Genomic DNA, 24,996 nt, shown 5'->3' with positions numbered 1-24,996 from the left:
GATCAATCCAGTTGTAAGCAATAAAGAGAATGTAGAGGGCCTTGTAATTGTTGAGCATCATAATAGCCAAAATGAAGCTGATCGATGGTTATTTTTAAATTAATCTCAGGGCATTGCCGTATATGGTCAAGAATCATATGACTGGAATGAGCATCACGATACAACCCAAGCGTAATATGCGGATGATATTGCAAAGCTGCAATTTCCTGATGATCATCAAGTTGAAGGTTTCGTCGCAGATCAATGAGATGATTTTTTTCATCTCGAATATCAGCAAATAAAGCACTGCTAAAACTATTTAATTTACTGATATTCAGTTGAAATGCAGTTTGTTTTAAAAGTTGTCGGCGTTGCTGCTCAAACCAATCTATACAAAAATCATCATTATAAACAGGCTCTTGCTCCGTCAAAAAACCACAAATATACAGCGTTATATGATATTGGCGTTGCGAATTGGGCAATAGCAGATCTGAAAAAGAAGCTTGTAATTGATCGAGTTTTGCAATCAATTCTGGATATTGATCACGCTCAACTAAAATATACCAAAGTGCATAGATGCTACGTCCATGATGCCATTCGGAATAATCACGATGCAAAGTTGGAATGACACAACCATTTGGCTTCAAATACAAGAAAAAAACACCAAAAATCAGAATGCTTTATTAAAGCATGATTTTTGGTGGGATCACTAAAATGATGAGATCAGTTTTGCGCGTGAGTTAAGCATATGAAGACTTTATCTCTTCAGGTAAAGCAAAACTTTTGAATTGTTTTAAATACGCGGGATATTCCATGAGTTGATCAAGATGCTGCTGTATGCTCTGCTCAATCTTTTTCTTTAGAGCATGATCTAAATCAAATTGGGCAATATTTGACTGCAAATGCTCGGTGATATTTTCAAGACTCATGTCAAACGTCTTGATCGCATAAAAATAGCCCAAACTTGCCCCCCATAACAAACTCTCGATGGGTTGATCAAATTTAAGATTGTTGGCAATAGAGCCCATAACCCGTTCATTATGATTCAACTTGCGCAAAGGATCACGTGCCACCCGCTGACACGGATCTTTGTAAGCATATTGACACGACAATACAAAGCTCTTGGCTAGTCGATCCAAATCTTTCGCTCGTTTTGGCAAACAGACGGAAAGTCCTTGCTTGATCTCGTGAACTAAGTGCTCAACCAATGACTGTACCCGCACATCTCCCATTGCTACCCCAATGGTTTCATGTCCCAATAACGAGGCATACCACGCCAACATGGCATGTACGCCATTCCATAGTCGATTTTTAATGAGTTGAATATCGGCAATATTATCCACCACAATCATTTGTCGCATTTTAGCCAACAATGGGCTGTTATTTTCGACATAGATCGGCATATCCGTTTCACTATTAAATAAAATCAGGTCCATCGTCTGCAAAATATGACTCGGCTGAAAATTACGTCGCATATCATCAATATATAAAGAGGCTTGATGTTCCTGCTCAGATGAAAGCTTGCTGGTATCTTCAATTTCGACATTTTCATCCTCAACATCAGACTGATATTGCTTAAAAAAATTATATTTAATTTTGAGCTGTCGATACAAATTTTGCTCAGAAAGTTTAGATACCATACGGTTGACAACCGTATCACAGAAATAATGTTGTCCCATAATCTGATCTGCAATTTCCACGTTGGATAATTCGATCAATTGCTCCCGAATATGAGCTAATACTAAGGTTTTAGCTCCTACTTTATTTAAAATAATCAAAAAAGTGAGTGGACGTGTATTTTGCATGGCTTGTGAAGCAAAACGTGCATAGAGTCCTTTCGCAATAATTTTTGCCTCGCTGGCAATCGCATGTTCAGGCAGGCACAGCGCGATCAAAGATGATTCCAAATACATATCCAGCATATGCTGTTGATGGTCTGTATCAATCACTGACATATATTCAATTCGTTCATCATAGGAAACTTGGCCATAACGAATACAATAGGTGCCAAAGGCATTGACTGCTTCACGATATAAACTGTTACGCGTTGAGGCAATAATGCGCTGCGGACGCGTATACCCATCCCAATGTGATAAAATCTGTGCAATGTATCCGCCACCAATTGCACCAAAACCGTGAATCCCAACTGTTAGCTGATTCAAGGTCTGTGGAAATGCTTCCTGTAAAATCGGCATCTCCATCGCAGGGACATATTGATCTAAATCCTCTAAACACTCGTACATAGTCTCAAAGTAAAAATCGGCTTTAGACAGCATATTGTCATTTGGCGCTTTGATATCTTTGAGCAAAATGGTCATGCCACCTGCTGCATGTGCAGATGTGATTCCATTTTCAGAATCTTCGAACATCAGGCACTGTGAAGTGTCCAGATTTAATTTTTCTGCGGCTTTCTCAAAAATTTCAGGATGTGGTTTGCCATGTTCAACTTCATCACCACAAACCAGCACATCAAAGAATTTATATACATTGGCATTAATCAAATATTCTTCTGCTATTGCGCGGCGGCTAGATGTTGCAACAGCCATACGTAATCCAGATTTTCTTAACCGTTCTAAGACCTGAACCAGACCTTTTTTAATAGGAACGCCTTCTTTACGTACCGTTTCCAGTTCAAGTTGATCGGCACGCTGGCGAATTTCCTGGTATGGAATATCTAAACCGTATTGTTGTTGAGCCAGTTGTTCTGCTGTTTTGGCACTTAATCCTAAACATTGCATTAAATATTCATCGGAAAATGCTTGTCCAATCAGCTCTTGAGATGCCTGTTTCAATGTTTGAAACCGTAATCGTTCAGTATCAAACATTGTTCCATCCATATCAAAAAGTGCAGCTTGAACAGCAGAACCATGAAAAATCAGCATCCATTTACCTCTATTTATTTATAATTCACATATTTAGGGTATACAAAAACTGTGCAGAATAACGGCTTATTTAATAAATGAAACATTTTTGAATGTTTTTTAATCAAACATTTTATAATTGTGCGACGAAAGCTTATTTTATTCGTTAAATTATTGATTTTTATTTTGAATTATGAAATTAATAAAATTAAGGATACCATTCACTTTGTAATGATATCCCGAATAAAATTTCAGTGATCAGATACTGTTAGTTAACACTGTAGCACTGCTTAAGCTTTTGATAATCATAATAAAAACTCGTCGAGTTATAACGAGCATAATCACAACTTGACTTAAATAAAGTTTCTTTCTCGTTATACAACATTTTGACCAAAGTAGAACCTTGTGCATTTTGATAAATATCCCATTGCATATTGGCCGCCATAGGTGAAACATCCTCACCACGCCAAGTGCTTGAACTATAACTATAGGTCTGATTTAGGGCTAAAGGTGTCATCATTGCTTTTAATTCAAATGCCGTTGCAAGGGGTATAATGATTTCGGCATGGGCAAAACGTAACACAGCTTTATGTTGCTGTTGTTTATTGATAACCTGATCTACCTGAGCAAAGAAATCCTGTTTAAGTCCCTGTGCAATATTGCTGGTCACTTGATTAGACTCAGTAAAGCTTGGTCCTTTTTGGTAAAAATCCTGTGCATCATTATATTCTGCATAAAATTTGGCAGCATCTATTGGCATATATTTTGTAAAATCTGTATTACCTAATTCTTTTTTCATCCCGGGTGCAATTGAATACAGCTCATAGAGATAAGCTGCTGCATCCACGGTACTAGCTATGGTGTTTTTGCCTTTGCCTTTTTCAGTAAATTGGGTACCATCTAAAGCTGTTGCAGTAAATGATCCAGTATTACTAAAAGTATAGCCTTGACTACCTAATTTCTGAATAAACTCATTTTTAAACAATGGCGTCAGTACTTTCAATGCGATTTGCTGAGCGTTGTTATTATTCGATAATTCTTGTAATTTCTGTTTTAAATTCACATCATTTTCTTCAAAATCCTGATATTTCAGACTGGCATCATAGATACTTTGTCTAAGGGGTGAATTCATTTGGCTCAAATCTGTCGCTTTATTCAGACTATGGAAATAAAGTAAAAAGCGATCAACCCCTTGATCGTCAATCGACGGATTACTGTTACTATCTAAACTCGTATAACTTATTGGACGAATTTTTTCTTTGAGATCTGGGCGTTTCGTGATCAATTCATTGGTAAAGAATTTGGCGCTATCCACTGCACGATCTACACCAGAACTTTGTACAGCAATATCCATTTGCCCTAACACTGAGGTATTAAATAATGATGGTAATCGCTGTAACAAACGATCTGCAATTCCACGGTGTTCCTCAATACCTACTTGGCTTTCATTGCCGTAGCCAGACTGACGAATTCCAGTCACGCCATACCCCAACAAGATATTGGCTTTCATCATTGCTTCAATATCAGCACCAAGCTGTTCACCGAGTGGTGTTAATGCATGATCAGCTTTGGCTTGTTTCCATAGGTTATAAAGCGCCAAATCGTACTTGATGCTAGATAGACCACGCGAACCATGACGGGCAACCAACTCGGTGAAAACAGGCTGAAATCCTGTTGGTGCACTCTGATAGCTATTTAAATCTTGCTGTGGTTTATAAGGTGTTTTAGTTTGAACATAGGCTGAAGTTTCTACTGTTGCAGAATGCTCAGACGTGCTGACGTTATCATCATGATCATTACAGGCACTTAAAACAAGTATTCCGCTAGCTGCCATTAAAAATTTCAATATGTTCTTAGTCTTCATTGAATTCAGTCATTAAAAATTTTGACTTAAAATATCTGGCTTCAATGACGATTGGATGACAACCACCCTAAAATTTAAACTAAATAATATTAATGGCTTATCTTGATCTTTCTTCAAAAATTATTGATCGAGAATATCAACAAATTGAGCATCTAATATTTTTGCAATCGCTTGTGGTGCTACTCCAATATCTAAACCACGTTTTCCACCACTGACATATATTTTTATTTTCATTTCAGCAGAAGCATCAAAGAGGTGGATCAGGAAATTTGAACAACACTTATAAGTGATATTTTGCTCCCCAAATGATGTTATAAACATCAATATATGGAGTATTTTATGGCACGTAGACCAAGAAGAAATCATTCAAATGATTTTAAAGCTAAGGTAGCACTTGCTGCGATTAAAGCAGAAAAAACACTTGCTGAATTGAGTGCTGAATTTGATGTTCATCAAAACCAAATTATCGACTGGAAAAATCAACTGATTTCAGCTTCCTCGCAAGCTTTCGATCAATCAAAAGCTCCAACAGAACCACCCATCGATCTAAAAAAACTACATGCAAAAATCGGTGAGCAGGCATTAGAAATTGATTTTTTAGAAGGTGTGTTGAAGAAACTGGGCCGCTTCAACCACAAAAGTTAATCGATGACTCACTTCAGATTTCAGTATCTAAGCAAGCTCAGCTGCTGAAAGTCTCCCGTGGTTGTTATTACTATCGCCCAAAACCTGTGAGTGCATCAGATCTGAAGCTAATGCGGTGTATGGATGAGTTACATATGCAATACCCTTTTGCAGGTAGCCGGATGATGCGTGATTTGTTGAATCGTCAAGGACATCATATAGGACGACGTCATACACGTACTTTAATGAAGAAAATGGGCATTAATGCGTTATATTGCAAACCAAATTTAAGCCAGGCTAATCAAGCTCACCGCAAATATCCATATCTGCTCAAAGGATTGGCTATTCAGCGCAGTAATCAAGTGTGGTCTACGGATATAACGTATATCCCTATGGCAAAAGGCTTTGTTTATTTATGTGCTGTGATTGATTGGCATAGCCGCAAGGTACTTGCGCATAGAGTATCGATTAGTATGGAGGTTACATTTTGCATAGAAACATTAAATGAAGCTATTGAAAAATATGGTCGACCTGAAATATTTAATACAGACCAAGGCAGTCAGTTTACCAGTGATGCATTTATTGATGTATTGAAATCAAATGGCATTCAAATCAGTATGGATGGTAAAGGTCGATGGGTTGATAATGTGATGGTTGAACGATTATGGCGGAGCGTTAAATATGAAGAGGTGTATCTCAAAGCCTACAGCAATGTTTTGGATGCGAAGAAGCAATTAAACGCATATTTTGAATTTTATAATTTGAAACGACCTCATTCGAGTCTGGACAAAATGACTCCAGATGAGTTTTACTATGACCAGCTACCACAACAAAATAAGGTAGCTTAACTAGAGCAGAGTATCACTTATAAATAAGCTTTTAGTTGTTCAAACATGTGGGACCACCTCTTCAATGACAGTTTTAAGACGCTTTTTCTGACCAAGTGGACTAATTCCTCCCACAAGATAGCCAGTCAGTCGTTCTGCATCTTTCGGATCTGCCATATGTAACTTTTTACATCCCAATGCTGCCGCAACTTTTTTTAAATTTAATTGATGATGAACAGGCAATATTGCGACAAAGTGATTTTTATCATCGGTGACCAGCAAGGTTTTAAAAACTTCTTCCACATCCAGATTTAATTTCTCTGCTGCTTCCAAACCAAAACTTTTAGCATTGGGATCATGTTCGTATTCATGCGTACTATATTCAATTTTATTGGTTTTAAGTAATTTACAGGCAGGGGTCATAATCTTTATATAAGCATGTCATCAAAGTTTGAATTTTATAATAGTTTTTCTAGAGAAAAAAACAAATTTACTTAGGCTATTTAGATATTGATCACCTTGCAAATTGTCACATCACTTTTGTTGACGCTATGGCAATGACAAATTAAGATTTTTCAACTCGAATATTTATTGATGGTACTTCGTTTTGCAATTGCTTGACACTTTTATAAATGCTAATCGCCTGATTTTAGATAACTACAAAATTACATTCTCTAAATTATTCCTTGTAAGTAGTTTAGGTCTTTTTTTTACGGGTTGTACGACACTTGGTCCCAATAGTGGTTCTTTAGAAAAACGTTCAAATAAGCTCTCAAGTGGATTACAAAAAGCTTATGCTGTTTCACCATCTACGGCAAATCGGTTATCTCCCATGATTATCCAAAGTGCTGATCGCTATGAAGTTCCGCCCTTACTGATTGCTGCCACTATTCGTCAGGAATCAAACTACAATTCTTATGCACGTTCATCTGGCGGAGCTGTAGGTTTAGCTCAAATTATTCCAAGTTACTGGAGACAAGCCTGTCCTGGTAATCTGGCCGATGAATATACTAATATTCAATGCAGTGCCTATATTTTAGGACATTATAATGAAATGGCTGGAAGTTGGTTCAAAGCCAGTGCTTATTATAATGTTGGCCCAACGGGATATAAGTCTAACTTTTGGACACGCCATAAAGCTAAAAAATATGCACGTTCAGTGAAACGTTTTGAAAAATCCCTAAAGAAAGAACTCTAATCAACTTGAGATTAACTAATCGCCGAAATTTCATTTTATTTAAAAAAAGGAACCTAGAATATCTTATATTCTAAGTTCCTATTTGGTTTGGTGACTTCAGCTAACTGAGGCTATAAAAAAACTAGCTCGCGCGAAATCAAATCTGCCGAGAATAAGTTATTCTTCAAATAAGCCATCAAATAACACAGAAGATAAATAACGCTCACCACTATCAGGCAGAATCACCACAATGGTTTTCCCATTATTTTCAGGACGCTGTGCAATCTTTGCAGCAGCAGCAAGAGCTGCGCCACTTGAAATACCCACCAGAATTCCTTCTTTAGTGGCACAGTTACGCGCCCATTCGATTGCCTCTTCACTGGTAATCGGCATCACTTCATCGACAATATTTAAGTCCAGATTTTTAGGAATAAAATTAGCACCAATGCCCTGAATTTTATGTGGTGCAGGTGTAATGCTCTCACCACGTTTGGTTTGACCAATAATCGGTGACTCCGCAGGTTCAACTGCAACTGAATAAATTGGTTTATTTTTGATATTTTCAAAGAAATGTGAAATACCAGAAATTGTCCCACCTGTCCCCACGCCTGCCACTAAAATATCAACATTTCCATCCGTCGCTTCCCAAATTTCTGGCCCTGTGGTTTGTTCATGAATTTTAGGATTGGCTGGGTTTTCAAATTGTTGAGGCAAGAAATAGACATCAGGTTGCTCAGTCGCTAAACGTACTGCTTCATCAACAGCACCTTTCATCCCTTTTACTGGTTCAGTAAGCACTAAATTTGCACCAAAAGCTTTCAGCACTTTACGACGCTCAAGACTCATACTTGCTGGCATTGTTAAAGTAATAGGATAACCCTTTGCCGCTGCGACAAATGCCAAAGCAATACCAGTATTACCACTTGTCGGTTCAACAATATGCATGCCAGCTTTCAGTACACCGCGTTTTTCTGCATCAGCTATCAATGCTGCACCAATACGACATTTCACCGAAAATGCAGGGTTACGGCTTTCAACTTTTGCCAATACTGTGGCGCCTGACTGAATAATACGATTAATGCGAACTAACGGGGTGTTACCAATCGCCTCTGCATTATCATGATAAACCGCTATTCCTAAATTGGCAGGCGCTTTAAATTGTTGATCGGTAGACATGTTATTTCCTTATTAGATTTGGAATGATTCTGAATTATTATAGGCTTGTCAGCCAAGGAGAAAAGCAAAAACGTTAAGATTTATAGAAAATTATTGTTATAAATTTTGATCCCCAAATAATCAGAATAGCTATCTACTACACCGAAAATAACTTAAATTAAATGCTGTTATTTTACATTCAGGCAAACAATACTGTAAGTTTTTATACTTTTGAAGATGAATAATGCCTGAAATAAACTGAATATTTTTCTTCGTTAATCTCTATTTTCCACAAATAAAGCTGTTCCACTTGTACAGGTTTAATCTCAGTGAGCTATCGCATAGATGCTACTGATTTTGGATTAACGTTTTGCTTAAATGAGAGATCTGGAGGCACAATAACTTGACCAACGTATTTGCATAAAAGGATCTTTATCCTATTGATTAAGCTTTCTATCAGCTCCTAATAAGCAACTAATTTGATAATCTAAAGATTAAAATATATACAAAATAAAGCTTACCAAAGCTCACCTTCTCTCCAATTGGTGCAAATTACATGATGCTCGGTACTATGTAGTAGTAAATCTTTCAAATGAATATTCAATGGATACAGCATTATTTTATTCTCATCCGTCAGGTAAGTAGACTTACCTTGATGAATATATAAATCCCCCAACCAATTAATCCAACCTAATTTTTTATAGAATTTATCATATTCAGGTTGCAATGCTGCAAGTTCATAACCTAAGTGAGTTAAAGTATCGATCAAATATCTTAATAGTTGTGATGCGAATCCCTTCCCCCGCATTCTCTCATCAGTAGTCACATATTCAACATAAGCTGTTTTCAATTTTATACTGTTATTAATAGTGAAAACTCTGTCTGTCCATAGCGCATGCGACACGATTTTTCCATCCAATATACCAACAAGATGAGAGGCTGTTTGCATGAAAAGATATTGGCTCCAAGGATCTTCATCAAATGCAGAAAAGCACAATGTGGCAATTTGTTGTCGCTGATGTGGATTGAGCTCTTTAACTTCAAGAATTTTAAACTCCATAAGCAGAGTCTCAATAAAAGTTAATTATATTTTAAGTTAAAGATCTGGAATGTATGAAGTATTCTGAGTTAGATATAATCAAAATAAATGGGTATATATTTATATCTCACAAAAAAAACACCCCCTCTGCATAAGCGGAGGGGGTGCCTTAGATTTAAAAGCTGGCGATGACTTACTCTCACATGGCTAACGCCACACTACCATCAGCGCGAAGAGGTTTCACTTCTGAGTTCGGGAAGGGATCAGGTGGTTCACTCTTGCTATTGTCGCCAGCAAACTGTTATGGATACTTGCCTAGTCTTATTCACTTATGTGATGCTTTGTTTTTTCCAAATGAGTTTAACGGATTGGCAATTGAGTCGGTATTGTAACTAGTTTATTGACTAAATCAAGTTTTCGTATCGAATTTATCTTGAATACAACAACTGTTTGGGTGTTGTATAGTCAAGCCTCACGAGCAATTAGTATTGGTCAGCTTCACATATCACTATGCTTCCACATCCAACCTATCAACGTCCTAGTCTTGAACGGCTCTTTAGGTGACATATAGTCACAGGGAAATCTTATCTTGAGGTAGGCTTCCCGCTTAGATGCTTTCAGCGGTTATCCCTTCCGAACATAGCTACCCGGCGATGCGACTGGCGTCACAACCGGTACACCAGAGGTTCGTCCACTCTGGTCCTCTCGTACTAGGAGCAGATCCTCTCAAATTTCCAGCGCCCACGGTAGATAGGGACCGAACTGTCTCACGACGTTCTAAACCCAGCTCGCGTACCTCTTTAAATGGCGAACAGCCATACCCTTGGGACCTGCTTCAGCCCCAGGATGAGATGAGCCGACATCGAGGTGCCAAACACCGCCGTCGATATGAACTCTTGGGCGGTATCAGCCTGTTATCCCCAGAGTACCTTTTATCCGTTGAGCGATGGCCCTTCCATACAGAACCACCGGATCACTAAGACCTACTTTCGTACCTGCTCGACTTGTGGGTCTCGCAGTTAAGCGCGCTTTTGCCTTTATACTCTACGCGTGATTTCCGACCACGCTGAGCGCACCTTCGTACTCCTCCGTTACTCTTTAGGAGGAGACCGCCCCAGTCAAACTACCCACCAGACATGGTCCTCGCCCCGGATTACGGGGCAGAGTTAGAACCTCAACATTACCAGGGTGGTATTTCAAGGATGGCTCCAATGCAACTGGCGTCACATCTTCATAGCCTCCCACCTATCCTACACAAGTAAGGTCAAAGTTCAATGTCAAGCTGCAGTAAAGGTTCACGGGGTCTTTCCGTCTAGCCGCGGGTACACTGCATCTTCACAGCGATTTCGATTTCACTGAGCCTCTGCTGGAGACAGCGCCGCCATCATTATGCCATTCGTGCAGGTCGGAACTTACCCGACAAGGAATTTCGCTACCTTAGGACCGTTATAGTTACGGCCGCCGTTTACTGGGGCTTCGATCAAGAGCTTCGCTTACGCTAACCCCATCAATTAACCTTCCAGCACCGGGCAGGCATCACACCCTATACGTCCACTTTCGTGTTTGCAGAGTGCTATGTTTTTAATAAACAGTTGCAGCGGCCTGGTTTCTGCGGCTGCCAAGCGCTCAGGGAGCTAGTCCCATCACCCTCAGCAGCGTACCTTCTCCCGAAGTTACGGTACCATTTTGCCTAGTTCCTTCAGCAGAGTTCTCTCAAGCGCCTTGGTCTACTCGACCTGACCACCTGTGTCGGTTTCGGGTACGATTCCTGTGTAACTGAAGCTTAGAGACTTTTCTTGGAAGTATGGTATCAGCCACTTCACTGTACAAGTACAGCTTGATATCGACTCTCAGCATAGAGCACCCCGGATTTGCCTAAGATGCATGCCTACTGTCTTCCACCTGGACTACCAACGCCAGGCTGACTTAACCTTCTCCGTCCTCTCATCGCATTACACAGAAGTATGGGAATATTAACCCATTTCCCATCGACTACGCCTTTCGGCCTCGCCTTAGGGGTCGACTCACCCAGCCCCGATTAACGTTGGACTGGAACCCTTGGTCTTTCGGCGAACGGGTTTTTCACCCGTTTTGTCGTTACTCACGTCAGCATTCGCACTTCTGATACCTCCAGCATACTTCTCAATACACCTTCATCGGCTTACAGAACGCTCCCCTACCACGTAACTTAAAGTTACATCCGCAGCTTCGGCACATAGTTTTAGCCCCGTTACATCTTCCGCGCAGGCCGACTCGACTAGTGAGCTATTACGCTTTCTTTAAAGGGTGGCTGCTTCTAAGCCAACCTCCTAGCTGTCTATGCCTTCCCACATCGTTTCCCACTTAACTATGATTTTGGGGCCTTAGCTGGCGGTCTGGATTGTTTTCCTCTTGACTACGGACGTTAGCACCCGCAGTCTGTCTCCCGGATAGTACTCATAGGTATTCGGAGTTTGCATCGGTTTGGTAAGTCGGGATGACCCCCTAGCCGAAACAGTGCTCTACCCCCTATGGTATTCGTCCGAGGCGCTACCTAAATAGCTTTCGGGGAGAACCAGCTATCACCAGGCTTGATTAGCCTTTCACCCCTATCCACAAGTCATCCCCTGGCTTTTCAACGACAGTGGGTTCGGTCCTCCAGTTAGTGTTACCCAACCTTCAACCTGCTCATGGATAGATCGCCTGGTTTCGGGTCTACACCCAGCAACTATTCGCCCTATTAAGACTCGATTTCTCTACGGCTCCCCTATGCGGTTAACCTTGCTACTGAATGTAAGTCGCTGACCCATTATACAAAAGGTACGCAGTCACCGAACAAGTCGGCTCCCACTGCTTGTATGCATGCGGTTTCAGGATCTATTTCACTCCCCTCACAGGGGTTCTTTTCGCCTTTCCCTCACGGTACTGGTTCACTATCGGTCAGTCAGGAGTATTTAGCCTTGGAGGATGGTCCCCCCATATTCAGACAAGGTTTCACGTGCCTCGCCCTACTCGTCATCATGATGTGTGCCCTTTCGTGTACGGGACTATCACCCTCTACGGTCGCACTTCCCAGAGCGTTCCGCTAAAACACACATCACTTAATGGGCTGATCCCCGTTCGCTCGCCGCTACTAAGGGAATCTCAATTGATTTCTTTTCCTAAGGGTACTGAGATGTTTCACTTCCCCTCGTTCGCTTCAATAACCTATGTATTCAGTTATTGATACCTACCTTATAGTAGGTGGGTTCCCCCATTCAGACATCTCCGGATCAAAGGATATTTGCCGCCTCCCCGGAGCTTTTCGCAGGCTATCACGTCTTTCTTCGCCTCTGACTGCCAAGGCATCCACCACATGCACTTAATTACTTGACTATACAACCCCAAACAGTCGTTAATACCTACAAGTAGTATTACCAACATTACAGTTTGAAGTACTGTGCATTTAAGCACCGTACAGCTTCAATCTAAATTCATATACCAAAACGCTTGATTCAGTTAATTTGCTAGTTCTCAATTAACTCTAAGATCAGAATGACTTCTTCTCTCTTTGTTATTGAGTGAACAATTTATTTCAGACTCAATTCTCAATCTGTTAATGAATTAATGTAACCTCGTCAGCTACATTAAACTGTGATTAATCACAGAGCTTAATAAATCATTATATTTACTAAGCTCTATAATTTAATCTAGCCCGTACTCTTTTAAGTACGTGGTGGAGACTAGGAGAGTCGAACTCCTGACCTCCTGCGTGCAAAGCAGGCGCTCTACCAACTAAGCTAAGTCCCCAGCTTATATCATTATGTATCTGTCATCTGCGCTTAGCTTGTGCAGTGGTGGGTCTGACAAGACTTGAACTTGTGACCCCACGCTTATCAAGCGTGTGCTCTAACCAACTGAGCTACAGACCCTGAGAAATAAAAAAAGAGATTAATAATCTCTTTTTTTATTTCGCAAGACAAGCGCAGCGCGTAGTGCATGACTTATCTCTGAAATTAAAAGAGAAAACTCGTTCCTTTTCTATCTTTCATTCAGATACCAGAAGAACAACTTGTTGTGGATTCTTACCAATCAACCAATCTTTTCGTTAAGGAGGTGATCCAGCCGCAGGTTCCCCTACGGCTACCTTGTTACGACTTCACCCCAGTCATCGGCCACACCGTGGTGAACGTCCTCTTTGCAGTTAGACTATCCACTTCTGGTGCAACAAACTCCCATGGTGTGACGGGCGGTGTGTACAAGGCCCGGGAACGTATTCACCGCGGCATTCTGATCCGCGATTACTAGCGATTCCGACTTCATGGAGTCGAGTTGCAGACTCCAATCCGGACTACGATCGGCTTTTTGAGATTAGCATCCTATCGCTAGGTAGCAACCCTTTGTACCGACCATTGTAGCACGTGTGTAGCCCTGGTCGTAAGGGCCATGATGACTTGACGTCGTCCCCGCCTTCCTCCAGTTTGTCACTGGCAGTATCCTTAAAGTTCCCACCCAAAGTGCTGGCAAATAAGGAAAAGGGTTGCGCTCGTTGCGGGACTTAACCCAACATCTCACGACACGAGCTGACGACAGCCATGCAGCACCTGTATGTAAGCTCCCGAAGGCACCAATCCATCTCTGGAAAGTTCTTACTATGTCAAGACCAGGTAAGGTTCTTCGCGTTGCATCGAATTAAACCACATGCTCCACCGCTTGTGCGGGCCCCCGTCAATTCATTTGAGTTTTAGTCTTGCGACCGTACTCCCCAGGCGGTCTACTTATCGCGTTAGCTGCGCCACTAATCCCTCAAAGAGACCAACGGCTAGTAGACATCGTTTACGGCATGGACTACCAGGGTATCTAATCCTGTTTGCTCCCCATGCTTTCGTACCTCAGCGTCAGTGTTAGGCCAGATGGCTGCCTTCGCCATCGGTATTCCTCCAGATCTCTACGCATTTCACCGCTACACCTGGAATTCTACCATCCTCTCCCACACTCTAGCTAACCAGTATCGAATGCAATTCCCAAGTTAAGCTCGGGGATTTCACATCCGACTCAATTAGCCGCCTACGCACGCTTTACGCCCAGTAAATCCGATTAACGCTCGCACCCTCTGTATTACCGCGGCTGCTGGCACAGAGTTAGCCGGTGCTTATTCTGCGAGTAACGTCCAGTAGCTGGTAGTATTAATACCAGTACCCTCCTCCTCGCTTAAAGTGCTTTACAACCATAAGGCCTTCTTCACACACGCGGCATGGCTGGATCAGGGTTCCCCCCATTGTCCAATATTCCCCACTGCTGCCTCCCGTAGGAGTCTGGGCCGTGTCTCAGTCCCAGTGTGGCGGATCATCCTCTCAGACCCGCTACAGATCGTCGCCTTGGTAGGCCTTTACCCCACCAACTAGCTAATCCGACTTAGGCTCATCTATTAGCGCAAGGTCATTACTGATCCCCTGCTTTCTCCCGTAGGACGTATGCGGTATTAGCATCCCTTTCGAAATGTTGTCCCCCACTAATAGCCAGATTCCTAAGTATTACTCACCCGTCCGCCGCTAAGATAAGGTGCAAGCACCTCATCTCCGCTCGACTTGCATGTGTTAAGCCTGCCGCCAGCGTTCAATCTGAGCCATGATCAAACTCTTCAGTTAAAATCATTTTGCACCTTATTAAAGACAAGGTGCCAATTCTGGCTCATCAATTACTGACAAATTCTCTCAAATAAACTTCGAGTAATTTAAACCAATTAATCAATGATAATATTTCGATCAATCAATTAGTAAAAATCCACACAAGTTGTTCTTCTATTCTCTTAATGATCTATTCCTTACCTCGTCAGTAAGAAATTCAACTCAATACAAATCCTTCAACCTTAACCCTAAAAGCCAAGATCTTCATCGTGTATCGCGTCGGGATGCTGCGTATTCTATACAGTTTTTAAAGCAACGCAAGCCCTATTTTTCAAAAAAATATCATCAGGATGTTTTTTAATCAGTGCACGCTTTTTCCTTGCTGTATTCACCTGTTTTACCCTCAATTATGCCTTTTTCAATCAACTGATTAAGTTGATCATTCGATTTATAACGCTTCAGTATCTTATAAGTATGTTCACCTAGCTGTGGTGGTGCATGATGATATTCAACTGGAGTACCCGATAATTTGATTGGCGAAGCAATTACTTTAAATCTCAGATTTTGTGGGTGTGGAATATTCACTACCATTTGACGCGCCAGAATTTGTGGTTCATTTAATGCTTCTTCAATTGAGTTGATCATGCCCACTGGCACTTTTTTCGCATGAATTTGTGTTACCCAATGATTTGCATCTTGCGTTTGGAAATGCTCACTCAATACACCAATTAATTCATGCCTATGTGCAACTCGATCTTTATTAGTCGAATAATTTAGCTGATCTAATAAGTCCGCCCGATCTATTGCAATACACAAGTCCTTGAATTGTTTATCATTACCACAGGCAATAATAAAGTCTTTATCCTTTGCCTTAAACACTTGATACGGCACAATATTCGGATGTGCATTTCCCATTCGTACAGGTGATTTTCCTGTGGTTAAAAAGTTCATGCCTTGATTGGCCAATGTTGCAACCTGTACATCTAAAAGAGACAAATCAATGTGTTGTCCTTTACCTGTACTCAAACGTGACCATAATGCTGCTTGAATCGCAATGGTGGCATACAGCCCAGTTTGAATATCTGCAACCGCAACCCCAACTTTTTGTGGTTCTTGATTTTGCTCACCTGTAATACTCATCAATCCAGACATACCTTGAATGACGAAATCATAACCAGGCTCTTCGGCACGAGGACCTGTTTGCCCAAAACCTGTAATTGAACAATAGACAAGTTGAGGGTTAATTTGACTCAGTGTCGCGTAATCTAGTCCATATTTTGCCAATGAGCCAGCTTTGTAGTTTTCAATTAATACATCCGCATCTTTGATCATCTCCTGAATCAGTTGTTGGCCTTCTTCAGATGCAATATCAATTGCCACAGAATATTTATTTCGGTTGGCTGCCTGATAATAACCCGCTTCTTTAGTCGGTTGGCCCTGATCATTTAACATCCACGGCGGCCCCCACATGCGAGTATCATCACCCACTTTAGGACGTTCCACTTTAATCACTTCTGCACCTAGATCTGCCAGAATTTGACCACACCATGGTCCTGCTAAAACCCGACTTAAATCCAATACTGTTAAGCCTGTCAATGCACCCATAATTTATTCCTCCAAAAACCGACATCATATTTTTAGATGTCGGTTTTTTATCTCATGATTTTTGTGGATCGTACTGACGATCTTTAATAAATAAACCTGGTAATACGCCTGCGATAAAGTAGGCTGCCCCCATGACAATAAATGCCATAGCAAAAGTCCCACCTGATGCCAAAAAGCCAATCGTTGCAGGTGCAATTGCAGCACCGACACGACCAATGTTATAAGCACCACCAATCGCAGTCCCACGGACATCAGTTGAGAACGACTCTGCCATATAAGTGGCATTTACCCCATATGGAATACCGTAAAGGAAACCAAAGGTGATCAATAAATACAGAATATTGTCAGGCGTATTAAAGAAAATAATGATTGGCAGGAAAATTGCGCTGGCAAGTGTGCCGAAGACAAACACAGCACGGCGATTAAATTTATCCGCTAAATATCCTGCTAAAATTTTGCCTAAAATCATTGCGGTATATGAACCCACCATATAACTGGTCAAGGATTTAAAATTCATATGGACTTCAGTTTCAAGATAACTCGGCATCCAGTTATTAATCCCGTAATAACCAAACTGTAAGAAAAATGCGGTGGTCATCCAAAGTAGAAACATTTTGCGATGTTTGAAGTTCTTGAAGATTTGTTTGTAAATACTGCCGCTTTTAGGTTTTACATCTGGTTGTCCTGTTTTTTGTTTTTCTGGATTTAAAGCTGCAATTTTTGTTAATTGCCATGATTTTGGTTCAGGGACAAAGCGCTGTAAAATGACATTAATAATGGCAGGAATCACGGTAATAAAAAATAGAATACGCCAGCCATGTTCAGGAATAATTGCACCAGCTAATAATGTAGCTACGATGTAACCTACGGTTTGTCCTGTCTGTAATGTTCCTAAGACGGTTGTACGATATGAAGTCGGAACGTATTCGGCCATTAAAGTATTACATGGGGACTGTTCTAAATTTTGTGTAAGTACTTAATTTTCATTTATCCTTCAGAGGATAATTACAAAAGGTACTTCACATGGATGAAGCAACAATCAAAAGTATGGCTGCCGAATTGGCTAAAGGTCTAAAAACACCAGAAGACTTAAACCAAATGACAGCAGTCTTTAAAAAATTCATGATTGAAACTGCACTCAATACTGAACTTTCAGACCATCTCGGTTATGAAAAGCATCAGCCCAAGAAAGGCTCAAATAGCCGTAATGGGTTTAGTTCTAAAACCATTACAACTCAAGATGGACAACTGGCTTTAGATATTCCCCGTGATCGAGAAGGTTCATTTGAGCCACAAATTATCAAAAAGCACCAAACACGCATCACCAGTATGGATGACCAAATCCTCTCACTGTATGCAAAAGGAATGACTAATAGGGAAATTGTAGCCTTCTTCAAAGAAATGTACGATGCCGATGTGTCAGCATCTCTCATCAGCAAAGTTACCGATGCTGTGATTGAGCAAGTGACTGAGTGGCAAAATAGAGCCTTAGATAGCCTTTATCCTGTTGTCTATCTTGACTGTATTGTTGTCAAAGTCCGTCAGCACTCCAATGTGATTAACAAGTCCGTATACCTTGCTTTAGGCATCAATATGGATGGGCAAAAAGAATTACTGGGTATGTGGATTGCTCAGACAGAAGGTGCCAAATTCTGGCTGTCAGTCATGACAGAGCTAAAAAATCGAGGAGTACAGGACATTCTTGTTGCCTGTGTAGATGGATTAAAAGGCTTCCCTGACGCGATAGCCTCTGTTTACCCTCATACTGATATTCAACTGTGTATCGTGCATGTTGTACGCAATAGCCTGAGATTTGTAAGCTGGAAAGACTACAAAGCTGTTACGTCGGGTCTGAAAGCGATTTATCAGGCAAGTACAGAGGAAAATGCTTTAAAATCCCTAGACATCTTCTGTGATCAATGGAATCACCAGTATCCCAAAATTGGAGAATCCTGGCGGGCCAATTGGGAAAATATCCGAACGATCTTTAGCTATCCAGCCGAAATACGTCATGCAATTTATACAACAAATGCGATTGAGTCGTTGAATAGCGTAATACGCCATTCAACGAAGAAAAGGAAAATCTTTTCATCTGATGACTCAGTAAAGAAGGTCATTTACTTAGCAACATCAAATGCTGCGAAGAAATGGACGATGCCAATTCAAAATTGGCGTTTAGCAATGAATTGGTTTACGATTCAGTTCGATGATCGATTAAAAGATCATTTATAAAAAATGGAACTTACACAAAATAATTTACAGGCTCTATTACATGCCATATACAGCGCACCAATTCCTAAAGCTCCGATAAAACGAAGCACCATGAATTGTTCAAAAGTTTGTGTAAAACCTAAAATACAAGTTGCAATTGAAAAGAATGTCACTGAATGCGCAATGGTTCTAACACGACCAAACTTATCACAGGCCCAACCACCTAAAATCCCTCCAATTCCCATCCCTGCTAAGGATGCGCTGCCTAATGCGCCCGCCTGAAAAGTCGACAAACCAAAATCTGCTTTTAAACTGGTTAAGCTATAAGACAACAACATGATATCCACGCCATCCACCACCATCGCGAAATAGGCAAATAACAATGCCCATTTCCATGTATTTGGGGTAATGCGATCATATGTTCCAATATTGGATGCTAGTGTATTTGGAAGATTTCCCGTAACGGTTTGAACATCATTGTTCATTTTATTTCACCTCATTTTTCCTAAATGAGTCTTGAGTTTTCATCGATTGATCATGCCATGTTCGCTTTGCTATTGTTGTTTTATCTTGCCCAAGCAAAGTGCCATTTCTTCATGAAAAATTCCATGATGAATCCCTGACTATTTTTGTATTGTCTTTTTTAAGCAAAAGCCGCTTAGAGACACGCATAGCGCGTATCTTTAAGCATCAAGATTTAATTTAAAAAATGAAAAACGAATTAATTAAACTATGAGTCTAGTTACTAAAAGCCGCAATACCCGTTTGAGCACGTCCCAAAATCAAGGCATGTACATCATGTGTACCTTCGTAAGTATTGACGACTTCTAGGTTCACCAAGTGACGTGCAACACCAAATTCATCACTAATGCCGTTACCACCCATCATGTCACGGGCTAAACGAGCAATATCAAGCGCTTTACCACAGTTATTACGTTTAATTAAAGACGTACCTTCTACCGCAGCAATACCTTCATCTTTCATACGACCAAAACGTAAAGCCGCCTGTAAGCCTAATGCGATTTCAGTTTGCATATCAGCCAGTTTTTTCTGAATCAACTGATTGGCAGCCAATGGACGACCGAATTGTTTACGATCTAGGGTATATTGACGTGCGGTATGCCAACAAAATTCTGCCGCACCCATTGCACCCCAAGCGATTCCATAACGCGCACTGTTCAAGCAAGTGAATGGACCTTTTAGACCACGAACGTCTGGAAATGCGTTTTCTTCTGGAACAAACACATTATCCATCACGATTTCGCCAGTAATGGAAGCACGTAATCCTACTTTGCCGTGAATTGCTGGAGCAGAAAGTCCTTCCCAACCCTTTTCTAAGATAAATCCACGAATTTCGCCAACATTACCTTCAGCAGACACTTCTTTTGCCCATACCACAAACACATCAGCAATTGGGCTGTTGGTAATCCACATTTTTGCGCCAGTTAAACGATAACCACCATCTACTTTTTTGGCACGTGTAATCATACTGCCCGGATCAGAACCATGATCAGGTTCAGTCAAACCGAAACAGCCAATGTATTCACCTGTTGCAAGTTTCGGTAAATATTTTTGCTTTTGTTCTTCAGTCCCAAATTCATTAATTGGCACCATCACTAAAGAACTTTGTACACTTGCCATTGAACGGTAGCCTGAATCGACACGTTCAACTTCACGAGCAATCAAACCATAACTGACATAATTTAAACCTGCGCCACCGTATTGTTCTGGAATGGTTGGCCCCAATAGACCCAACTCACCCATTTCACGAAAAATAGTAGGATCGGTGGTTTCGTGACGAAATTGCTCCAATACACGTGTCATGAGTTTATCTTGACAATATGCATGCGCAGAATCACGAATCATGCGTTCTTCTTCAGTTAACTGTTGCTCAAGTAAGAATGGGTCTTCCCAATTGAAGTGAACACGTGCAGATTTTTTAGCTGTATCGACCATTTGATTCATCGCTTTCCTAGCCTGTTTGTTTGTCATTGACCCGATGCTACGATGTCGCAGTCAAAGCAGCAAACGATAAATTTGCATACAGTCATTCCATTTACGCATATCTTATTTTAATTTTAGGCTATACTTAAATTACGTTTTACTCTTAATTCAAGCAAATAGGTTTTTTGAGCTACAGAAAGATAGAGTACACTTTCAAAATATATGTGATTTACAAATATCTTCATTTTGCAATCATCATTAAGGACAATCCCATGCGGCGCATGATTCCCTCCCTACAAGCACTCATTTGTTTTGAATCAGCCGCCAAGCACAAAAGTTATACCTATGCGGCACAAGAACTTTCGATTACACAAAGTGCTGTGTCTCGACAAGTCCAGCAGCTTGAGGAATTTTTAAATATTGAGCTGTTTAATCGCACCCGACACGGCGTAGAACTCACTCAAGCAGGCGAACAATATTTTAAGAGTATTAAGCCTTATTTGCTCGGTATTGAACAAAGTACGTTAGATTTGATGTCGCACAAAGGTTTAGGTGGAACTTTAAAGCTAGGAGTCGTTCCCACTTTTGCGACTCGTTGGTTATTGCCTCGTTTATATCGTTTTAATGAAATTTTTCCTGAAATTACCATTCACCTTGAAACCAGTACCAAACCTTTTTTATTTAGTGATCATATTTTTGATGCCGCCATTTATGCAGGAACGCCATCACAGATTGAAAACTGGCCAGGTGCAAAAATTCAATTTCTGATGCAAGAAGAGGTTGTACCTGTTTGCTCTTTAGCCTTAATCCAAAAACATTTTCCTGAGATTCATATTGATCAAAAACACAGCATCGACTTATCCCCTGAACAGATTAGTCAACTACCCTTACTGCAACAAACCACACGTCCTTACATCTGGAAAGAATGGTTTTCAGCCGCTGCTTACGATTACCCCTATGCGATGGAAGGTCAACGTCACGAACTTTTTTCCATGCTCGCAGTGGCAGCAACACATCATTTAGGCGTTGCACTCATTCCACAAATGTTGCTTGAGAAGGAACTGAACAATGCTGATCTGGTCATTGCCTCATCTTTAAAGTTAGTCGGTGCGCGTTCTTATTATTTCGTCTATTCTGAGCAACACAATAACGCACTGATTTTAAAATTTACCGAATGGCTTGAAAAAGAAGTGAAGACCTATCAAGCTAAAACTGGCTTACAACAGATCAAGACTCATGAGAACTAAATCCTGCATAGCGCGATAAATTTTCAACCCCTAAATCAGTCTGGATAATCGTTACCGCAGAATATGGCGTTTCAGTAATCGCAGTAAAAATATTCATGTCTGGATCTTCGTGTAACTCATCCACAGATTTTGTCATTTGAGCTTCAAAGCGATCTGCAACAAATTCAAAACCCAAGTCCATTGCAACAAATAAAGTGTGTTCACAAGGCTGAATATATTGCTCTTGCATCCAGTCAACGACAGCATGTTGACAAATCGGACAGAGAATATTGGCAGAAGCATCGGGCTGCTGGATAAGCTTGCAGGACATAGACTTACTCTAAAATGTAGTTAATAACGTCAAGAGTAGTCTAATAGAAATATTTGCTTGCATCTAATTTTTTTAAAATCCACCTTTGGTGAATTGCTATTCATTTCCACTCATGCTTATTATCATAGAAAGAAAAAACGTGCTCAGTTGTGTGAATTTTGAATTAACGACATTTTTGAAATGGAGATTTCATGTCAACACTAGAAAAAGCCATTGCACTGGCAACAAAAAAACATGCGGGACAACTTGATAAAGCGGGGCAACCATACATATTACATCCTTTAAGGCTTATGTTAAATGTAGAAAGTATGGATCAGAAAATGGTCGCAGTAATGCACGATCTACTTGAAGACACAGATACCACGATTGTTGATCTGATTACTTTGGGGTTTAGTCAGAATGTGATTGATGCGGTCGTTGCATTGACCAAAAAAGAAGGTGAAAGCCGTCTGGATGCAGCCAAAAGAATCGTGAAAAATTCACTTGCAAGAACAGTTAAATTAGCTGATCTTGCAGACAATATGGACTTAAGCCGAATCAAATCGCCAACGCAACGTGATTTTATGCGCCTTGAAGAATATAAAAAAGTAAAAGACTTTCTACTAAACCCGCCCGCAGCTCTCATATAATTTTGAGCTATTTACTCAGGTTTAACATAAAGCTTTAAAATTATTGGGTATAATATGCAGTATTGCTTAAAAAATTAAATTTGCTGCTCAACGGAAATCCATTATGCTCACTGATTTAGACGATTTTTATTGTTTTGCTTTAGTCGTTGAACATGGGGGATTTAGTGCAGCCGAACGAGCCACAGATATTCCAAAATCAAAATTGAGCCGTCGTGTTTATAACCTTGAAGAACGTCTCGGGGTTCGCCTGATTCAGCGTAGTTCGCGCCATTTTGCTGTGACTGAAATCGGCATGAATGTATATCGACATGCCCAAGTGATGATGAATGCTGCACAAGCCGCACATGACTTGGTCGATCATTTGAGTGTTAAACCTCGTGGTGTGATCAAAGTCACCGTTCCGGTCGATATTGCACAGAATCAACTGACCAAGATTTTGCCTGATTTTTTAAAATTATATCCTGAAATTCGGGTGCAGCTGATTATTAGTAATCGACGTTTTGATGTGATTAATGAAGGCATTGATATTGCCCTGCGTGTTCGATCCAATCTGGATGATGATCCAAGTTTAGTGATACGCCAGTTCAGCACCATTGAACAGCATATCTTTGCCAGCCAAGCCTATTTAAATGAATACGGCTCTATAAAAAAACCCGAAGATCTCTCTCAGCACCGTATTTTAAGTTTGGCTGATGACCATCTGGATCAACAAATCATTTTACACAATAAAGAAAACCAACAAGAAAAAGTAAAAGTAAATCCAGTTATTATGGCTTCAAACTTATTGATGTTAGCCAATTTAGCCAGTCAAAATTGTGGCGTTGCCTTACTCCCCGATACCATTGCGAGTGAATATGTCCGCACAGGTGAATTAGTACGAATTTTACCAGATTGGAAAGCACCCCATGGTATTTTCCATGCCGTGTATCCTTCACGTCGTGGTCAGTTACCTGCGGTTCGGGTATTTATTGATTATTTAGTTGAGCAGTTAGCTATCAGATAATAAAAAAGCTTATTTCGATCGAAATAAGCTGTATACAAACCGTTTACTCAGTCGCAGTGACAGGTAAAACTTCGATATCAGGATATGAACCTGTACCATTTGGCCACGGTGTCAATAATTCATAGCCTGTTTCTGTGACTGCAACCATGTGCTCCCATTGTGCCGATAATGATTTATCTTTGGTAATTACTGTCCAGCCGTCACTCAACTCTTTGACCTGTGCATGTCCTGCATTCACCATCGGTTCAATGGTAAAAACCATACCTTGTTGTAAAACCATACCTTGACCAGGTTGACCATAATGCAAAACATTAGGTTGTTCGTGGTAAATTTTTCCAATACCGTGTCCACAGTATTCTCGAACAATACTATAACCTTCTGCCTGAGCAACAGATTGGATCGCATAACCAATATCACCTAAGGTTGCGCCCGGTTTTACAGCTTGGATACCTGCATGCATCGCGTTATATGTGGTTTCAACCAGTTTTTTTGCATCTAGATGAACATCTCCAACCAGAAACATACGGCTGGTATCACCAAAGTAACCGTCTTTAATAATCGCAACATCGATATTGATAATATCGCCATCTTGCAGAATTTTCGTCGGAGAAGGAATACCATGACAAACCACTTCATTGACTGAGGTACATGTCGTTTTAGTAAAACCGTGATATCCCACATTGGCAGGAATCACTTGCAAAGTATTGACGATGTAATCATGACAAATATCATCCAGATATTCAGTACTCACACCGGGTTTAATATGATCTGCAATCATCTCCAGAACCTGCGCCGCCAGTCGACCTGAAACACGCAAATTTTCAATATCTTGTTCAGTTTTGATGGTAACTGTAGATGCTCGCATTGCAATCCCCTCTATGATTCTGTGAATTATACCCCCTTTAAGCTCAAACTTATATTAGCTTAATGCTTATC

15 protein-coding genes, 2 tRNA genes, 3 rRNA genes and 4 pseudogenes are annotated in these 24,996 nt (G+C 40.6%); 6 read left to right on the top strand and 18 right to left on the bottom strand.

Annotated features, from left to right (window positions below; all coding sequences use genetic code 11):
* Positions 1–2: 2 nt before the first annotated feature.
* The 4 genes and pseudogenes from I6L31_RS02560 to I6L31_RS02545 all read right to left on the bottom strand — a co-directional run.
* Positions 3–632 (bottom strand): 2'-5' RNA ligase family protein, encoded by a 630-nt coding sequence (locus I6L31_RS02560; RefSeq protein WP_005004311.1) that lies wholly within the window; start codon positions 630–632, stop codon positions 3–5.
* Positions 633–719: 87 nt separating this feature from the next.
* Positions 720–2,861, bottom strand: a complete 2,142-nt coding sequence (mtlD, locus tag I6L31_RS02555) for a bifunctional mannitol-1-phosphate dehydrogenase/phosphatase (protein ID WP_005004308.1) — start codon at positions 2,859–2,861, stop codon at positions 720–722.
* A gap of 247 nt (positions 2,862–3,108) precedes the next feature.
* Positions 3,109–4,704, bottom strand: a complete 1,596-nt coding sequence (locus I6L31_RS02550) for a histidine-type phosphatase (RefSeq protein ID WP_005004301.1) — start codon at positions 4,702–4,704, stop codon at positions 3,109–3,111.
* Positions 4,705–4,824: 120 nt separating this feature from the next.
* A pseudogene (locus tag I6L31_RS02545) lies at positions 4,825–4,959 on the bottom strand (Cys-tRNA(Pro) deacylase); the annotation flags it as partial.
* An 84-nt stretch (positions 4,960–5,043) separates the two neighbouring features.
* Here I6L31_RS02545 and I6L31_RS02535 point away from each other — a divergent pair.
* A protein-coding gene (locus I6L31_RS02535; protein ID WP_223235881.1) for an IS3 family transposase occupies positions 5,044–6,176 on the top strand; the annotation gives its coding sequence in 2 pieces (ribosomal slippage) (positions 5,044–5,296 and positions 5,296–6,176; 1,134 coding nt in all).
* Between the two features lie 60 nt (positions 6,177–6,236).
* Here I6L31_RS02535 and I6L31_RS02530 read toward each other — a convergent pair.
* Positions 6,237–6,578: pseudogene (locus I6L31_RS02530) on the bottom strand (aminoacyl-tRNA deacylase); the annotation flags it as partial.
* Positions 6,579–6,801: 223 nt separating this feature from the next.
* Between I6L31_RS02530 and I6L31_RS02525 the strand changes: the two are divergent.
* Positions 6,802–7,353 carry a lytic transglycosylase domain-containing protein gene (locus I6L31_RS02525; RefSeq protein WP_370685030.1) on the top strand — a complete coding sequence of 184 codons (552 nt, stop codon included), beginning with the start codon at positions 6,802–6,804 and terminating at the stop codon, positions 7,351–7,353.
* A 156-nt stretch (positions 7,354–7,509) separates the two neighbouring features.
* Here the strand turns inward: I6L31_RS02525 and cysK are convergent, their stop codons facing one another.
* From cysK to I6L31_RS02480, 9 genes and pseudogenes are all read right to left on the bottom strand, one after another.
* Complete coding sequence (cysK, locus tag I6L31_RS02520; protein WP_005004282.1) at positions 7,510–8,508, bottom strand: cysteine synthase A; 999 nt, start codon at positions 8,506–8,508, stop codon at positions 7,510–7,512.
* Positions 8,509–9,004: 496 nt separating this feature from the next.
* Positions 9,005–9,547 carry a GNAT family N-acetyltransferase gene (locus tag I6L31_RS02515; protein WP_005004281.1) on the bottom strand — a complete coding sequence of 181 codons (543 nt, stop codon included), beginning with the start codon at positions 9,545–9,547 and terminating at the stop codon, positions 9,005–9,007.
* A 159-nt stretch (positions 9,548–9,706) separates the two neighbouring features.
* Positions 9,707–9,821 (bottom strand): 5S ribosomal RNA (gene rrf / locus I6L31_RS02510).
* Positions 9,822–9,987: 166 nt separating this feature from the next.
* Positions 9,988–12,880: ribosomal RNA gene (locus I6L31_RS02505) — 23S ribosomal RNA — on the bottom strand.
* Between the two features lie 338 nt (positions 12,881–13,218).
* Positions 13,219–13,294: transfer RNA gene (locus I6L31_RS02500), tRNA-Ala, on the bottom strand.
* Between the two features lie 45 nt (positions 13,295–13,339).
* Positions 13,340–13,416 (bottom strand) — tRNA-Ile (locus I6L31_RS02495).
* Between the two features lie 177 nt (positions 13,417–13,593).
* Positions 13,594–15,132: ribosomal RNA gene (locus I6L31_RS02490) — 16S ribosomal RNA — on the bottom strand.
* Together the 16S, 23S and 5S rRNA genes with 2 tRNA genes alongside form the textbook arrangement of a ribosomal RNA operon.
* Positions 15,133–15,468: 336 nt before the next feature.
* Positions 15,469–16,716 carry a CaiB/BaiF CoA transferase family protein gene (locus tag I6L31_RS02485; protein ID WP_005004280.1) on the bottom strand — a complete coding sequence of 416 codons (1,248 nt, stop codon included), beginning with the start codon at positions 16,714–16,716 and terminating at the stop codon, positions 15,469–15,471.
* 52 nt (positions 16,717–16,768) lie between these two features.
* Positions 16,769–17,662 (bottom strand): annotated as a pseudogene (locus tag I6L31_RS02480) (MFS transporter); the annotation flags it as partial.
* Positions 17,663–17,739: 77 nt separating this feature from the next.
* Between I6L31_RS02480 and I6L31_RS02475 the strand changes: the two are divergent.
* A complete protein-coding gene (locus I6L31_RS02475; protein ID WP_000343018.1) occupies positions 17,740–18,948 on the top strand; it encodes an IS256-like element ISAba26 family transposase in 1,209 nt (402 codons plus the stop codon).
* 35 nt (positions 18,949–18,983) lie between these two features.
* On the opposite strand, the pseudogene I6L31_RS02470 reads toward I6L31_RS02475, so the two are convergent.
* Both I6L31_RS02470 and I6L31_RS02465 read right to left on the bottom strand, forming a co-directional pair.
* Positions 18,984–19,412, bottom strand: a pseudogene (locus I6L31_RS02470) (MFS transporter); the annotation flags it as partial.
* Positions 19,413–19,665: 253 nt separating this feature from the next.
* Complete coding sequence (locus I6L31_RS02465) at positions 19,666–20,892, bottom strand: acyl-CoA dehydrogenase (protein ID WP_004988979.1); 1,227 nt, start codon at positions 20,890–20,892, stop codon at positions 19,666–19,668.
* Between the two features lie 251 nt (positions 20,893–21,143).
* On the opposite strand from I6L31_RS02465, the gene I6L31_RS02460 reads away from it, so the two are divergent.
* On the top strand, positions 21,144–22,118 hold the full coding sequence (locus I6L31_RS02460; protein ID WP_005004276.1) for a LysR substrate-binding domain-containing protein: 975 nt from the start codon (positions 21,144–21,146) through the stop codon (positions 22,116–22,118).
* On the opposite strand, the gene I6L31_RS02455 is transcribed toward I6L31_RS02460, so the two are convergent.
* On the bottom strand, positions 22,099–22,428 hold the full coding sequence (locus tag I6L31_RS02455; protein ID WP_004997762.1) for a hypothetical protein: 330 nt from the start codon (positions 22,426–22,428) through the stop codon (positions 22,099–22,101). The genes I6L31_RS02460 and I6L31_RS02455 overlap by 20 nt on opposite strands.
* 191 nt (positions 22,429–22,619) lie before the next feature.
* Between I6L31_RS02455 and I6L31_RS02450 the strand changes: the two genes are divergently transcribed.
* Together I6L31_RS02450 and I6L31_RS02445 are read left to right on the top strand one after the other, a co-directional pair.
* Complete coding sequence (locus I6L31_RS02450) at positions 22,620–23,057, top strand: HD domain-containing protein (RefSeq protein ID WP_004988982.1); 438 nt, start codon at positions 22,620–22,622, stop codon at positions 23,055–23,057.
* A gap of 103 nt (positions 23,058–23,160) precedes the next feature.
* The gene (locus I6L31_RS02445) at positions 23,161–24,060 is read left to right on the top strand and encodes a LysR family transcriptional regulator (RefSeq protein WP_004997750.1); all 900 of its coding nucleotides are present in this window, start codon (positions 23,161–23,163) and stop codon (positions 24,058–24,060) included.
* Between the two features lie 43 nt (positions 24,061–24,103).
* Here I6L31_RS02445 and map read toward each other — a convergent pair whose 3' ends face one another.
* Positions 24,104–24,925 carry a type I methionyl aminopeptidase gene (gene map / locus I6L31_RS02440; protein ID WP_005004274.1) on the bottom strand — a complete coding sequence of 274 codons (822 nt, stop codon included), beginning with the start codon at positions 24,923–24,925 and terminating at the stop codon, positions 24,104–24,106.
* Between the last annotated feature and the right edge of the window lie 71 nt (positions 24,926–24,996).

This window comes from Acinetobacter septicus, from assembly GCF_019355975.1.
GTDB lineage: Bacteria > Pseudomonadota > Gammaproteobacteria > Pseudomonadales > Moraxellaceae > Acinetobacter > Acinetobacter ursingii.
Note: the sequence above shows the minus strand (reverse complement) of the source record. Positions and strands in the feature narration are given on the sequence as shown.